The sequence below is a fragment of the Halomarina rubra genome, assembly GCF_023699475.1.
In the GTDB taxonomy this organism is placed as follows: Archaea; Halobacteriota; Halobacteria; order Halobacteriales; family Haloarculaceae; genus Halomarina; species Halomarina rubra.
Map to the genome: position 1 here is coordinate 1 of NZ_JALXFV010000004.1, position 13,601 is coordinate 13,601.

13 protein-coding genes are annotated in these 13,601 nt (G+C 73.3%); 12 read left to right on the top strand and 1 reads right to left on the bottom strand.

All coding sequences use genetic code 11. The features are described from left to right. The 9 genes from M1L36_RS09330 to M1L36_RS09370 all read left to right on the top strand — a co-directional run. Positions 1 to 1,520: ATPase, T2SS/T4P/T4SS family (locus M1L36_RS09330; protein WP_250873466.1), on the top strand; the 1,520-nt coding region annotated here is incomplete at its 5' end. After that, entirely contained in the window at positions 1,514 to 3,316 is a 1,803-nt protein-coding gene (locus M1L36_RS09335; protein ID WP_250873467.1) for a type II secretion system protein, read from the top strand. The genes M1L36_RS09330 and M1L36_RS09335, both read left to right, overlap by 7 nt. 78 nt (positions 3,317 to 3,394) lie before the next feature. Further along, positions 3,395 to 3,868 (top strand): DUF7283 family protein, encoded by a 474-nt coding sequence (locus M1L36_RS09340; protein ID WP_250873468.1) that lies wholly within the window; start codon positions 3,395 to 3,397, stop codon positions 3,866 to 3,868. Continuing rightward, positions 3,861 to 4,244 carry a DUF7285 family protein gene (locus tag M1L36_RS09345; protein ID WP_250873469.1) on the top strand — a complete coding sequence of 128 codons (384 nt, stop codon included), beginning with the start codon at positions 3,861 to 3,863 and terminating at the stop codon, positions 4,242 to 4,244. Before M1L36_RS09340 ends, M1L36_RS09345 begins: the two co-directional genes overlap by 8 nt. Beyond that, entirely contained in the window at positions 4,241 to 5,056 is an 816-nt protein-coding gene (locus M1L36_RS09350; RefSeq protein ID WP_250873470.1) for a DUF7284 family protein, read from the top strand. The genes M1L36_RS09345 and M1L36_RS09350 overlap by 4 nt, the downstream gene beginning before the upstream one ends. Next, a complete protein-coding gene (locus M1L36_RS09355) occupies positions 5,053 to 8,001 on the top strand; it encodes a DUF7286 family protein (RefSeq protein WP_250873471.1) in 2,949 nt (982 codons plus the stop codon). The genes M1L36_RS09350 and M1L36_RS09355 overlap by 4 nt, the downstream gene beginning before the upstream one ends. An 84-nt stretch (positions 8,002 to 8,085) precedes the next feature. Beyond that, positions 8,086 to 8,514: a DUF5791 family protein gene (locus M1L36_RS09360; protein WP_250873472.1), complete on the top strand. Its 429-nt coding sequence runs from the start codon at positions 8,086 to 8,088 to the stop codon at positions 8,512 to 8,514. Continuing rightward, complete coding sequence (locus M1L36_RS09365; RefSeq protein ID WP_250873473.1) at positions 8,511 to 9,410, top strand: SDR family oxidoreductase; 900 nt, start codon at positions 8,511 to 8,513, stop codon at positions 9,408 to 9,410. Before M1L36_RS09360 ends, M1L36_RS09365 begins: the two co-directional genes overlap by 4 nt. Positions 9,411 to 9,479: 69 nt before the next feature. Continuing rightward, positions 9,480 to 10,571 (top strand): aldo/keto reductase, encoded by a 1,092-nt coding sequence (locus M1L36_RS09370; protein WP_250873474.1) that lies wholly within the window; start codon positions 9,480 to 9,482, stop codon positions 10,569 to 10,571. Positions 10,572 to 10,592: 21 nt separating this feature from the next. On the opposite strand, the gene M1L36_RS09375 is transcribed toward M1L36_RS09370, so the two are convergent. After that, positions 10,593 to 10,763 (bottom strand): HVO_0758 family zinc finger protein, encoded by a 171-nt coding sequence (locus M1L36_RS09375; RefSeq protein WP_250873475.1) that lies wholly within the window; start codon positions 10,761 to 10,763, stop codon positions 10,593 to 10,595. Positions 10,764 to 10,904: 141 nt separating this feature from the next. Between M1L36_RS09375 and M1L36_RS09380 the strand changes: the two genes are divergently transcribed. From M1L36_RS09380 to M1L36_RS09390, 3 genes are all read left to right on the top strand, one after another. Further along, entirely contained in the window at positions 10,905 to 12,167 is a 1,263-nt protein-coding gene (locus tag M1L36_RS09380) for an MFS transporter (protein WP_250873476.1), read from the top strand. A 105-nt stretch (positions 12,168 to 12,272) separates the two neighbouring features. Continuing rightward, positions 12,273 to 12,842 (top strand): DUF7109 family protein, encoded by a 570-nt coding sequence (locus M1L36_RS09385; protein ID WP_250873477.1) that lies wholly within the window; start codon positions 12,273 to 12,275, stop codon positions 12,840 to 12,842. A 63-nt stretch (positions 12,843 to 12,905) separates the two neighbouring features. Then, positions 12,906 to 13,502: an NUDIX hydrolase gene (locus M1L36_RS09390; RefSeq protein ID WP_250873478.1), complete on the top strand. Its 597-nt coding sequence runs from the start codon at positions 12,906 to 12,908 to the stop codon at positions 13,500 to 13,502. The last annotated feature ends 99 nt before the right edge of the window (positions 13,503 to 13,601 follow it).

Genomic DNA, 13,601 nt, shown 5'->3' on the forward strand with positions numbered 1-13,601 from the left:
ACGTCGCGGCCGAGACCGGACTAGCTGAACTCGCTGCCAGGGCCGACGGCGAGCGTGAAGCACTCCGGCCGTTCGTCGGCCCGACGGTCGCTCGCTCGCGGGTCGCCCGTCGCCTCCCGGACGCCGCGACGCTCGTCGACCGCCGCGAACTGTCGACCGGTGCCGTCGTCCGACGCTACGAGCGACCGGCCGACGACCTCCCGACGTACCACCTCGTCCCGGTCGAACTCGACACGAGCGACGCCGCGCTAGCCGTGTTGACCGACGCCGCCGAGCGTCTCGCGTCCGGGGCCGTCTCGGGCGGCGAGCGCGCTCCCGACAGAGCGGTCCGCGAGGCGACGACCGCGAGCAGCCACGCCAGTGCCGACGTGCCGGTCGAGACGTTGAGTCGCGTCCTCCGCAAGCACACACGGGGCAACGGCGTCCTCGACGACCTGTTCGCCGACCCGGACTGCTCGGACGTGTTCGTCACCGCGCCCGCCGCCGCGGGGACGCTCCGGGTCCACGTCGGCGGCGAGGCGATGCGGACGAACGTCAGCCTCACCGAACGCGGCGTCGAGACGCTCGCCTCGCGCTACCGTCGAGCGAGCGGTCGGGCGTTCTCCCGTGCGTCGCCGACGCTCGACGCGACGACGCGCGCCGGCGACCGTCGCGTCCGGGTCGCGGGCGTCACCGACCCCGTCAGCGACGGCGTGGCGTTCGCCTTCCGCGCCCACGACCGCGAGGCGTGGACGCTCCCGGGACTCGTCGACGGCGGGACGCTCCCCGCCGACGCCGCCGCACTCTGCTCGCTGGCGGTCGAGCGCGGCGCGGCGACGCTCGTCGCCGGCGGCCGCGGCGCGGGGAAGACGACGCTGCTCGGCGCGCTCTGTTTCGAACTCCCGGCGGCGGTCCGGACGGTCGCCATCGAGGACACGCCGGAACTCCCCGTCGAGTCGCTCCAGACGGCCGGCCACGACGTCCAGCGGCTCCGCGTCGACGACGAGGGAGTCGGGCCGAGCCAGGCGCTCCGGACCGCCCTTCGACTCGGTGAAGGAGCGCTCGTCGTCGGCGAGGTCCGGGGCGAGGAGGCCCCCGCGCTGTTCGAGGCGATGCGCGTCGGGTCGAACGACGGGGCCGCCATCGGCACCGTCCACGGCGAGGGGGTCGCGGGCGTCCGCGAGCGACTCTCGGAACACGGCGTCACCGGCGGCGCGTTCGCCGCGACCGACCTGCTCGTCACCTGCGAGCGGGTCGACACCGGCCGTCGCGTCGCCCGTATCGAGGAGGTCACCGCCGACGGGGAGGCGACGGCCCTGTTCGAGCGCGAGGGGACCGACCTCGTCCCGTCGGGTCGTATCGACCGCGGTGCGAGCGTCGTCGTGGCCTCGCTGGCACGCCCCGGCGAGTCGTACGCCGACGTCCGGACGGCGCTCGCCGACCGGGCCGCGTGGCTCGACCGGACCGTCGCGGCGGGCGACGTCGCCCCCGAGCACGTCGTCGCCGCACACGCTCGCCGCCGCGGGTGCGACCGATGCTGAGCGACGCCGCCGAGAGCGAGTCGAACTGGGGAGACACCACCGGAGACGCGCTGGCCGAGGCCCTCGCGGTCCTCGGGTGGCCGGTCACCGCGGCCGGCGTCCGCCGAGCGAGCGACGTCGTCGCGCTGGTCGGCGTCTGCGCGGCGTTGGTCGCGACTACCCTCGTCCCACCGGTCGCACCTCTCGCACTCGTGGTCGCCGCCGGTGGGTGGTACGGGGTCCGTCGGCTCCCGGTCGCGGTGGCGTCGGCCCGGGAGACCGCGGCGCTCGGGGCGGCCCCCGTGGTCGTCTCCCACGCCGTGTTGCGGATGCGCCTCGAACCGACCGTCGAACGGGCCGGCGCGTTCGCCGCGAGCGCCGACGACGGACTCCTCGGACGGTCGCTCGCCGAGCACGTTCGCCGTGCCCGGGGGACACCCGCCTCCGGACTGGGCGCGTGGGGCGACCGGTGGGGCGAGCGATTCCCCGCGCTCCGCCGCGCCACCTCGCTCGTCGTCGCGGCCGACCGGGCCCCCTCGACCGAGCGTGCTCGGAGTCTCGACCGGGCGATGGACGCCATCCTCGACGGGACCCGCGACCGCACCGCGAGCGCCGCGGCGGCGCTCGGCGGCCCCGTGACGGCGCTGTACGCGTTCGGCGTCCTCCTCCCCCTGGCGCTCGTCGCCGTCCTCCCCGCTGCCCGTGTCGCGGGCGTCGGCGTCACCCTCCCGGTCGTCGTCGTTCTCTACGACGTCGTACTGCCGTTCGTCCTCGTCGTCGCGGGTGGCTGGCTCCTGCTCAGACGGCCGGCGACGTTCCCCGCGACGCCGGTGCCCGCCGACCACCCCGACCTGCCGGCCCGCCGGTGGCCCGTCCTCGTCGGTGCGCTCGCTGTCGCCACGTTCGCGTGGGTCGTCGTCTCCCGCACTCTTCCGGCGTGGATGACTCCGCTGGCGAGTCTCGGCACCGGTGTCGGAGTCGCGCTCGTCGGCTGGTTCCGCCCCGCGGTCGCCGTCCGCGAACGGACCCGCTCGGTCGAGTCGGGGCTGTCGGACGCGCTCTACCTCGTCGGACGGCGCGTCGCCGAGGGCCGTGCGGTCGAGGCCGCCATCGAGACGGCAGCCGAGGAGGTGATGGGGCCGATGGGGGCCGTGCTCACCGACACGGCGCGCCGCCAGCGCACGCTCCGCGTGGGCGTCGACGAGGCGCTGTACGGCGAACACGGCGCGCTCGCGACCGTCCCGAGCACTCGCGTCGAGAGCACGCTGCGACTGCTCGTCGTCGCCGCCCGCGAGGGATCGCCCGCCGGTGACGCACTCGTGGTCGTCGGCGACCACGTCGAACAGCTTCGGTCGGTCGAACGGGCGGCCCGACGCGACCTCCGGCGGGTGACGACGACGCTCACCAACACCGCCGCGGTGTTCGGCCCGCTCGTCGGCGGCGTCACCGTCGCGCTCGCGGCCGCGATGGACGGCCGCTCGCTCGCGGGGCTGTCGTCGGTCTCGTCGGCGTCTTCGATGCCACCGTCCGGAACGGTCGGGACGGCCCCGTCGACAGCGGTGGTGGGGGCGACAGGTGCGTCGGGCACGAGTGCCTCGTCCTCGGCCGCGACGACTGCCGCGGCGCTCCCGACGTCGGCGCTCGCGCTGGCCGTCGGCGTCTACGTGCTGGCACTCGCCGCGCTGCTGACCGCGCTCGCGACGGGTCTCGAACACGGCGCGGACCGCTCGCGGATCGGCTACCGCGTCGGCCTCGCGCTCCCGACCGCGACGGCGCTGTACCTGACGGCGTTCCTCGTCGCGGAAACGCTCACCTGAATCGCGAGACCGACCCGGAAGGCGAGAGTTCGGGTGGACTGGGGAGGTTCAAGTAGGGGGACGCGGCCAGCGCCGGCCATGGACACCGAAGCTCCCGCCGACACACTACCGGTCTGGGTCGGACTGGCCGTCGCCAGCGCCGCGCTCTGTGGCGTCGCGCTCGGCCTCCCGACCGGGACGCCCGACGCGAGCACCGTCGCTCGAACCGTCGACGAGGCGGCGTCCTCGCCACACGACGCCACGACCACGACGCGGCTCTCGGCCGCCGACCGCCTCGAACTCGGTCGACACGCGCTCGACCGGTGTCGCGGCGACGCCTGCGGGCACGCGACGTTCACCTACGGCCCCGTCACGCCGGTCGGGGACGGGGAGTCGCTCGCGAGGGTCCTGGCAGGTCGGTCGCCAGCGTCCGTCTTCGACTCGCCGGCGACGTTCCGCCGTGCCGTCGAGCGCGCACGCGAGGACGCACCGGTCGTGGTCGACGGAGCCACGCGACTGACCGCACGCCACGTCACGTGGGGAGGCGTCGATGTCACGCTCGTCGGTGCGTAGGGCGCAGGTCGAACCGCTGGCGGCGCTGCTCGCGCTGACGGTGGTCTGTACCGGTCTGTCGCTGTACGCAGGGGTGCTCGACGGTGCGCTCGACCGGGGCGTCGACGAACACGACTCGACGGCCGACCTCGCTGCCGACCACGTCCGCGCTCGCCTCGCGCCGGCGGGCGTCGCCGCCCCGGCCAGACTCGACGGTGTCGGTGCGGCCGCCCCCGACGGCTACCACCTCGACGCGACGCTCACGTGTCGCGACGAGGAGTGGACGACCCGTGCGACCGCGCCGCCGTCGGCCGACCGCGTGACCGAACCGGTGAGCGTCCGCGTCGCGCCCGGTCGGGTCCGTCCCTGTCGCCTCACGGTGGCGGTCTGGTCGTGAGGGGACTCAGCACCGCCGTCGACGCCGTCCTGTTCTGCCTGCTCGTGAGCGCCGCCGTCGGCGTCCTGGCGGTCCCTTCGACCGTGTCCGCTCCCGACCCGCCCCGTGCGGAACGGACCGCCGCGACGCTCGCCACGACGACGCTCTCGGTGCCGGTCGCCGTCGCCGACGACACCGGCCACCGGCGCGTCGCACGGGGAACGCCCGCCAGCCTGCTTGCCCGCGGTGCGCTCGCCAACGCGACGCTCGACGGTCGACGGCTCGCTCCCGACACGCTCCCGCGTCGACTCGGGGCCGCCGTCGGGGGCGCGCTGCCGGCGGCCAACGTTCGCGTCGTCGCCCGCTGGGGGCCGTACCCGAACGCGTCGCTGTCGGGGCGACTCGCCGTCGGCCCGGTCCCACCACGCGACGCCGTCACCGACGTGGCGACCGTGGCCGTTCCGAGCGGCGTGGCCCTCGACCGGGACCGTGCCCGCGCCGCGGCGGACGTGAGCGTCCGTGCGCTCGCCACACTGGTCGCCGAGCGGGTTGTCGCCTCGCGGTTCCCACCGGGTGCCGGGCGCTCGAACCTCGCCGACGGGGCGGTCGCTTCCCGGACCCGAACACGCTACGAGCGGTTCGGTGCCGTCGTCGGGGCGGACCTCGACGCTGCGCTCGACGAGGGGGCGGCCTCGACCGCCCGCGACCGCCTCGTCGACGCGCTCGCCGGCCGACTCGCGACCGACATCCGCCAGCGCTTCGAGACTCCCCGACAGGCCGTCGACGCGCTGACGCTCGACACCGTCCGACTCGTGGTGGTGCGCTGGCGATGAGGCTCGCCGACGACACCCGTGGCCGGATTCCGTTCGCACTGCTCGGCGTCCTGTTGCTCGTCACCAGCGCGACGGTGACGACGACCCACCTCGTCGAACCGTCGCGCCCAGCAGACCCGGCGGTCGACCGCGCGATGCGCGAAGCGACGGCGACGACCCAGACCGCGCTCCGCGATGCCGTCGGCGCTGCGGCCCGGGACGCCGCCCGGAACCCCGTCACCCACGCCGCGGCGACGCCGTTCGGTCGCGTCCTGAACGATTCGACGACGTTCCGCGACGCCCTCCGTCTTCGGGTCTATCTCGCCGCCAGCGAGCGTCTCGCAGCGATTCGGGCGACGAGCGACGGCGTCGTCGTTCGCGCTCGGCTGCCGGCGGTCGACTCGCCGGCCGACCTCCGCGCGGCGAAACGTCGCGTCCACCTCTCGCGGTCGGGGCCGAACGGGACCGCGCTCCGCGTCCGCATCGAGGGGGTCCAGCTTCGGGCGACCGACGCGAACCGCCCGGTCGGCGAGAAGCGGGTCGACCCGACGGTCACCGTCGCCTCGCCGGTCCTCGAACTCCACGACCGAGTCGAACGCTTCGAGACGCGACTCGACGCCGGCCTCGACGCGCCCGGGTTCGAACGACGGTTCACCGCCGGCATCTACGCCGTCGCCTGGGCCCGGGGGGCGGCCCAGTATCGCGGCGCGCCCGTCGCGAACGTCGTCGGGAACCGCCACGTCGCGCTCGCGGCCAACGACGCCGCCCTCGGCGTCCAGCGGGCGACGCTCGGCGGGGCCGACCCCGAGGGGGACGAGGCGCTCGCGGCGGGGTGGGCGCGGGCGCTCGCCACCGACCTCGCGCCGGGGTCGATTCCGGGCCCGGTGGTCGAAGAGACGCTCGACCGCACCGAACGCGGTCTCCGACGACTCGACGAGGGGAGGCGCGAGGAGACGGTGACGGTGTCGCCGACGGCGGCGGCCGACCACGCTCTCGCCTCGCTGAACGAATCCAGGGTCGACCGCGTCGTCCAGCGAGCGTACGCCGCCGACGTGCGCGTCGTCAGCGCCGTCTCGCCGACCGGACGCACGGTCGCTCGCGACCCCACCCCCGGTCCGAACTGGACGCGCGTCCGGGTGACGACCCACACCGACCGGACCGTCACCCCGGCGACGCGCGCCGACGCTCCGGGCGCGTCCGTGCCCGACGGCTGGACCGCGTTCCGGCGGTACGACCGGCGCGTCGTCGCCCGGGAGACGACGACCGCCCGCTGGCGACGCGGCGAGGAGACGACCACGACGAGGACCGTCCGAACGCGGACGACCCGGGTCTCGCTGGCCGTCGTCGCCAGACACTCGCCGGCGAGTCGTGCCCCGCGTCGCGGCGTCGGTGGCGTCTACGAACGCGGCGGTGCGCTCGACGGACCGAACCTCCTCGACGTGCCATCGACGGCGCTCGACCGCCTCGTCACCGCCCGGGGTGGACCGGACGAACTCGCCCGACGGGCGGTCGGAGGGACGCTCGACGAGTCGGCGGTTCGGGTGGTCGGCGAGCGACCCGCTGAACTGCGCCAGTGGCTCCGCGCGGACGTGCTGGCGCTCGACCGACGGGTCCGGAACCGCTCGGTGACGGTCTCGCGGGCCGACGCGGGTACCTACGCCGTCTCGCCGCCCGCCCGACTCGCGAACCGTCTCCGCGCGAACCGGACCGACCTGCTGGACCTGCCGGCGTCGTACGACGGCGTCGCGGGGAAGGCTCGCGTCGCCGTCCGCCGAGCGTACCTTGACGACCTGCTCGGACGACTCGACGCTCGCGCCGCCGACCGCGCCGAGACGCGCGCGGACCTGGACGAGTCGCTAGGCGAGCACGGCAGTTCGCTGGGTCAGGTCCGACGTTCGCTCGACGCCGCGACCGAGGCCCCGCGCGGCCGACGCACCGACGCGACGGACGGTCTGGGTGGTCCGCTCGCCGTCAGCGTCGACACCGCGCCGTCTTCCCTCACGCTCGACCCCGTCGCCCGCGAGAAGTTCGGCGGCGGGCCGGGGAGCGTCACGCCGCTCGACGCGCGCAACGTGAACTGGGTGACCGTCCCCTACGGCGCGGCCGCCGGGCCGTTCGCCGACCTGCTCGCTCCCGAGCGTCGGGTGTCGTTACGGGCTGCTGCCGGCACGCTGCGGGCGAGTGGCCACGTTCCGAACGGCTCGACGGACGAGCGCGAGGCGCTCCGTGGCGCGGTCCGCGACGGCGTGGACGCGGTCCGTGCCGACCTGGTGGACGTGCTCCACGAGACCGACGCCTGCGAGACGTCGTCGGACTGCCGGGGCGTCGTCGCGGCGGGGCTGAGCGAGTGGAAGTTCCCCGCTGCCCGTGCGCTGGCGCTCGCGAACGGCTCCGGTCCGGAGCGCGTCGCGGCCGCCGCGCCCGTCTCCGCGACGGCTTCGCGGCGACTGGCGGCGACGCTTCGCACGACGACCCACGAGGCGCTCCGAGCGGACGCGGCCCGCGTCCCCGAGTCCGCCGTCTCGCCGGTCGCGGAGGGCAACCGGGAGGTGCTCCGCGAGGTAGCGCGAGAGGTCGCGACCAGTGCCGGCGAGCGGGCGACCGACCGCGTCCTCCAGCGAACGGTCGACCGCACGCTCGACAGCGTCCCGCTCGGCATCCCCGTCGCCCCCGTCCCGGGCTACTGGTACGCGACGCTCAACGGCTGGTCGGTCTCCGTCGAGGGCACCTACGAACGGCTCAGCGTCCGTTCACGGCGAGGCGTGCGGGACACGGTCTACGTGCGCGACGGGTCGACCGTCCGCCTCGACGTGGACGACGACGGCTCGCGCGAACGCCTCGGTACCGCCCCGAAGGTGGCGTTCGAGGCGTCGACGACCGTCGTCGTGGTCGTCCCGGCGGGCGTTCGCGGTGTGGCGGACGTCGACGGGAACCGGGACGAACGCTCGCCGGGATACGCCGGGTGAGCGTCGTCACCACCCCGCGGTCGACCAGTGCCCACCGCGACGACACGTAAACGCACTTGAGCGCCGGCCTGCTACGAGTGGGTAATGATCCAGGACACGGTCGCCGACCCGGCGGCGCTCTCGGTCGCGGAACTCCGAACCAGCTACGAGGACCGCCTGCGCGAGACCATCGACACCGTCGGTGCGAGCACCGTCGCGGACGAGGCGGCGGTGGCACGGTCGACCATCGACGCACTGGCCGCCGAGGAGGACGTGGAGGTGACGCTGGAGGAGGCCGCGGCCATCCTCGCGGCCGACCCGGCGACGCCCGACGCCGACGCCATCCAGGCGGAGGCGCTCGACGCGCTGATGATGGGGATGTCGATGGCCGTCGTCGACGTCGAGACGCTGTCGAGCGACCTCGACGCCCAACTCGACCCCAAGGAGATACAGCAGATGATCGAGGGACGGTTCCCGGTGACGCTGGCGGAGTACGCCCGGATCCACCACGCCATCGAGAGCCGCAAGCGATGAGCGTCGTCGTCCTGGGTGCGGGCTACGTCGGTCTCGAACTCTGTCGGCGACTCGCGGCCGACCACGACGTGACGGGTGTCCGGCGCTCGACGGAGGGCATCGCCGCCGTCGAGGCGACCGGCGCGAGCGCGGTCCGCGCGGACGTCACCGACGACACACAGCTCTCCGTGGTGCCCGACTGCGACGTGCTGGTGTTCGCCGCGTCCTCGGGCGGCCGTGGCGCGGACGCCGCCCGCGAGGTGTACGTCGACGGCCTGCGGACCGTCGTCGAGCACTTCGCCGAGCGCCCATCGCCGCCCGAGCGACTCGTCTACACCTCCTCGACGAGCGTCTACGGCGACCACGGCGGCGAGTGGGTCGACGAGGAGACGCCGCTCGACCCACAGACCGAGAAGACCGAGGTGCTCGTCGAGGCCGAACGCGTCGCCCGCGAGGACGCGCCCGACCACGACATCGACGGCACCGTCGTCCGGTTCGCGGGACTGTACGGGCCGGACCGCTACCGCCTCGAACGCTACGTCGAGGGGCCGGTCACCGAGGGGTACCTGAACATGCTCCACCGCGAGGACGCCGCCGGCGTCCTCCAGTTCGTCCTCGACACCGACCCCGACGACGAGGTGTTGCTGGCCGTCGACGACGAACCGGTCGACCGCTGGTCGCTGGCGGACTGGCTGGCCGACGAGTGTGGCGTCGAACCGCCCGAGAAGCGAACGACGAGCGAACGACTGGACGAGGGGGACCTCTCGGAAGCCGCCGAGCGTCGCCTCCAGACGAGCAAGCGCTGTTCGAACGACCGCCTCCACGAGTTGGGCTACGAGTTCGCGTACCCGACCTACCGCGAGGGGTACCGAGCGGCCGTCGACGCCTACCGCGCGGACCTGGGGCTGTCGGAGTAGCTCCGGGCGAACTCTCGTCTCTCACCGACGTCACGGACCACTGAAGCCTACGGAGCCAGTACGCCGAGTATGGCGACGAAGGAGGCGACGTGGGCCTACCGCAACGAGTTCCCCGAGTTCGCCCGCACGTACTTCCGACGGTTCGGCGAGGGCGTCGTGTCGAGCGTCGGGTTGGGGACGTACCTCGGCGACCCGACCGACGCCGTCGACGAGCGCTACGAGGAGACCGTACGACGGGCGCTCGAACACGGTGTCAACGTCGTCGACACGGCCATCAACTACCGTCACCAGCGGTCGGAGCGCGTCGTGGGGCGGGCGCTCGCCGACGCACGCGTCGACCGCGAGGCGGTGATGGTCGCGACGAAAGGCGGGTTCGTCGGCTTCGACGGTGACCGGCCGGCCGACCCCGGAGCGTACGTCCGCGAGGAGTACCTCGACACGGGTATCGCCGACACGGAGGACTTCGCTCGGGGCATCCACTGCATCGCGCCCGACTACATCGACGACCAGGTGAGCCGCTCGCTGTCGAACCTCGGGCTGGACACCGTCGACCTCTACTACGTCCACAACCCTGAGACGCAGTTGAGTAAACGCTCCCGGGAGGACGTCTACGACCTGCTGGAGGCGACGTTCACGCGCCTCGAAGAGCGGGCGGCGGCGGGCGACCTCCGCCACTACGGGGTCGCGACGTGGCAGGCGTTGCGGGTCGCGCCCGACCACGACCTCCACCTCTCGCTGTCGGAACTGGTCGACCGAGCGCGGGCGGCGAGCGACGCGGCCGGGACCGCCGCGACGCACTTTCGGGCCGTCCAGTTGCCGTTCAACGTCCACATGGCCGACGCGTTCACCGTTCCGGCTCACGACTCGGTGGACGGGAGACAGAGCGCGCTCCGGTTCGCCCACGAGGCGGGGCTGAACGTGTTCACCAGCGCCTCCATCGGGCAGGGGGAGTTGGCACGCGAGGGGGCGATTCCCGACGAAGTCGCGGCGAAACTCGCGGGGGACACGCCCGCCCAGCGCGCCATCAACTTCGCGCGCTCCGCGCCGGGGGTCACCTCGGCGCTGGTCGGAGCGAGTTCGGTCGAGCACCTGGACGAGAACGTGGCGGCGGGGACGTTCGAACCGATGGGCGCGAACGCGTTCGACGAGACGTTCGAGTAGCGTGCGGAGCGTCTCGGGCGGTCAGCCGAGCTGTCGCCACGTCGAGGCGCACTCCGGGCAGGTCCGGAGTTTGCCGACCTCGTCGGGGTCCGACTTCGTGTCGAGCTGTTCCTCGCAGGTCGCACAGACCAGTCGTTCGTAGGTGTCCTTCTCGATGTCGCCGGCACGTAGACCCTTCCGGACGGATTCCATAGCCTGCCATGGGGCAAGGGGGGTAAAAAAAGCGCCGTCCGGCCGCGCGACCCCGTCTCACACCATCGCTATCCACGGTACTGTTCGACACTGGCTGTCGGTTCCGCAACCTTTGAACGCGTCCATCCGATACTCTCCTCCGTGTCACGTCGTCAAGTGTTCGGCTCGTTGTGTGCGATGGTCTTTCTCGTCAATCTCGCGCGCATCGTGTTCGCGCCCCTCGTCGTCCCGCTCGAAGCCGAGTTCGGGGTGACGGCGTCGACGCTCGGCATCATCACCGGACTGACGTGGTTCGGGTCGGCCATCCCGCGGTTCCCCGTCGGCTACCTGCTGACGAAGATATCGCGCGAGACGATGGTGCTCGTCTCGGGGGGTATCCTCGTCGGCGCATCGCTGTTCACCGCGCTCGCGCCGTCGTTCTCGGTCGCCCTCGCCGGGCAGACGCTGACGCTCTCGCCCGTCGGGTCGCTGATGATCGGTGCGTTCTCGCTGGGCACCGCCAGCGGCGCGTACTTCCTCTCCGCGAACCCGCTGTTGAGCCAACTGTTCCCCGAGCGCGTCGGGCGCGTCATGGGCGTCCACGGCGCTGCCAGCCAGTTCGCGGCCGTCCTCGCCGCGCCCATCGTCGTCGCCGTGCTCGCGTTCGCCGACTGGCGGACGACGTTCTACCTGCTGGCGGCGGTCTCGGCGGTCGCGACGCTCGTGACGTTCCTCGTCGGTCGCGAGACGGAGTCCGCCGACCGCACGCCCGACCGGGACATCGTGGGGGCCGCCCGCACCCAGTGGCGACTCATCGTCACCGGCATCGCGTTCGTCGCCCTCACCGGCCTCGTCTGGAACGGCGTGTTCAACTTCTACGTCAAGTACCTCATCGAGGCGAAGTCGCTGTCGGACCCCGCGGCGAACACGCTGTTGACGGTGCTGTTCGCGGCGGGCATCCCGGCGTTCGTCGTCGGCGGTGACCTCGTCGAACGGCTCCCGAAGGTGCCGTTCATCATCGGCATCTCGACGACGTTCGCGCTCTCGCTGCTGGCGCTGTCGGCGACGTCGGGATTCCTCGCGCTCGCCGCCGTGAGCGTCGTCGTCGGCTTCGTCATCCACACGCTGTTCCCGGCGGCCGACACGTACATGCTGTCGTCGACGCCCGACCACCAGCGCGCGAGCACCTACGCGGTGTTCAGCGGGACGATGATGCTCCCTCAGGCGTTCGGGTCGGTCGTCTTCGGCGCGCTCCTCGACACGGGCATCGCGTGGGACCCGCTCGTGGCCGGCGCTGCCGGCGTCGTCCTGGTCGCGATGGGTGTCCTGTTCGCCCTCTACCAGGCGGGCCTGCTCCCGGAGCAGGCCCGTCGCGCCGAGCAGTCGCCCGCGCCGACGTGCACCACCGAACCGAGCGACGACTGATTCGGCGCCGACTGGCTCGGCGACGACCGGACCGACGCCACCCGGACCGGCGACGCCCGCCGCGACTGAGACGGACTTTTGTCTCCCCTCGTCCACCTCCAGACGATGAGTGACGACGCCACGGACGCGGAGCCTCCCGAGCCGTTCTCCCCGAACGCCGACGCCGTCGCGGGCGTCGTCGACCTGTTCGGCGCGCTCACGCCCGCCGAACTCCGCAAGGCGCTCGCGGAACTCGCGTTCAAACGCGGCGTCGACGCGCCGCCCGACGCGGTCGTCGAGGCCGCCGTCGACTCCTACCACCTCCTCGACCACGACGGCCTGCTGGTCGTCGGGCCGGCGGCGTTCCCGACCCTCCCCGAGGGGGCGGCAGACCTCCCGCACATCCTCGACGTCGAGCGCGAGTCCCCTCAGCCCCACGTCCTCGCGACGACCGCCGAACGCCGATTCCGCGAGGAGGCCGAGCGCGCGCTCGCGGCCGCGACGGGCGGTGACGCGGACGAGGGTGCGAACGAGACGGACGAGGGACAACCCGACCTCGACTGGCTCGTCGACGTGAGCTACGACCTCGAAGCGTGGGGGCCGGTCGACGTCGGCGACCTCCGTCGCCGACTGGTCGCCGCTCGGGACGACGAGGACGGCGGGGTCGACGGGCCCGAGTCCCGCGACCCGCGTTGAGCGGGTGTGAACACGCACCACGCGGGGCGTAGGACGTAAATCGTCGCCCACCGTGCGAGTGGTATGGACCTGTCCCGTCTCGCCGCCCACGACCCGGTCAGCGTGACCGGTCCGAGCCGCGAGGCGGCGGTGCTGGTGGCGGTCGTCGACCGGCCCGACCCTGCGGTGGTGTTCGTCAAGCGTGCCGACCACCTCGGCGAGCACGCCGGCCAGATGGCGTTCCCCGGCGGCGGCCGCGAACCCGAGGACGACGACCTCCTGGCGACGGCGCTCCGAGAGGCCCACGAGGAGGTCGGACTCGACCCCTCGCTCCCGAACGTGGTGGGCCGACTCGACGACATCCCGACCATCTCGGACTACTCGGTTCGGCCGTTCGTCGCGCGCATCCCCGACGTGACGTTCGTCCCCGACGGCCGGGAGGTCGCGGAGGTCGCGGTGCTGTCGATTCCCGACCTCACCGACATGGCGAACTACGAGTCCGAGCGCCGCGACGACCCCCGGCGCGGGTCGTTCCGCATCCACTACTTCCGCGTCGACGGCTACACGGTGTGGGGGGCGACCGGCCAGATGCTCGTCCAGTTCCTCGAACTCGCGACCGACTGGCGGATGCCGTCGGAACCGGACCGGGTCGTCGACCCCGACGCCGAGTTCCCCGTTTGACCGGCCGAGTGGGCGTCGTCTCGGTGCGGGTTCGAGATACCGAGGCCCTCCGTGGGAGCGCTTCGGAGGTGTTCGCGTCGAGTGCCCCCGGCGCGACTC

Coding starts and splice junctions, on each gene's coding strand:
- M1L36_RS09335 (WP_250873467.1), top strand. CDS start 1,514: ATGCTGAGCGACGCCGCCGAGAGCGAGTCGAACTGGGGAGACACCACC.
- M1L36_RS09340 (WP_250873468.1), top strand. CDS start 3,395: ATGGACACCGAAGCTCCCGCCGACACACTACCGGTCTGGGTCGGACTG.
- M1L36_RS09355 (WP_250873471.1), top strand. CDS start 5,053: ATGAGGCTCGCCGACGACACCCGTGGCCGGATTCCGTTCGCACTGCTC.
- M1L36_RS09360 (WP_250873472.1), top strand. CDS start 8,086: ATGATCCAGGACACGGTCGCCGACCCGGCGGCGCTCTCGGTCGCGGAA.
- M1L36_RS09365 (WP_250873473.1), top strand. CDS start 8,511: ATGAGCGTCGTCGTCCTGGGTGCGGGCTACGTCGGTCTCGAACTCTGT.
- M1L36_RS09370 (WP_250873474.1), top strand. CDS start 9,480: ATGGCGACGAAGGAGGCGACGTGGGCCTACCGCAACGAGTTCCCCGAG.
- M1L36_RS09375 (WP_250873475.1), bottom strand. CDS start 10,763: ATGGAATCCGTCCGGAAGGGTCTACGTGCCGGCGACATCGAGAAGGAC.
- M1L36_RS09385 (WP_250873477.1), top strand. CDS start 12,273: ATGAGTGACGACGCCACGGACGCGGAGCCTCCCGAGCCGTTCTCCCCG.
- M1L36_RS09390 (WP_250873478.1), top strand. CDS start 12,906: ATGGACCTGTCCCGTCTCGCCGCCCACGACCCGGTCAGCGTGACCGGT.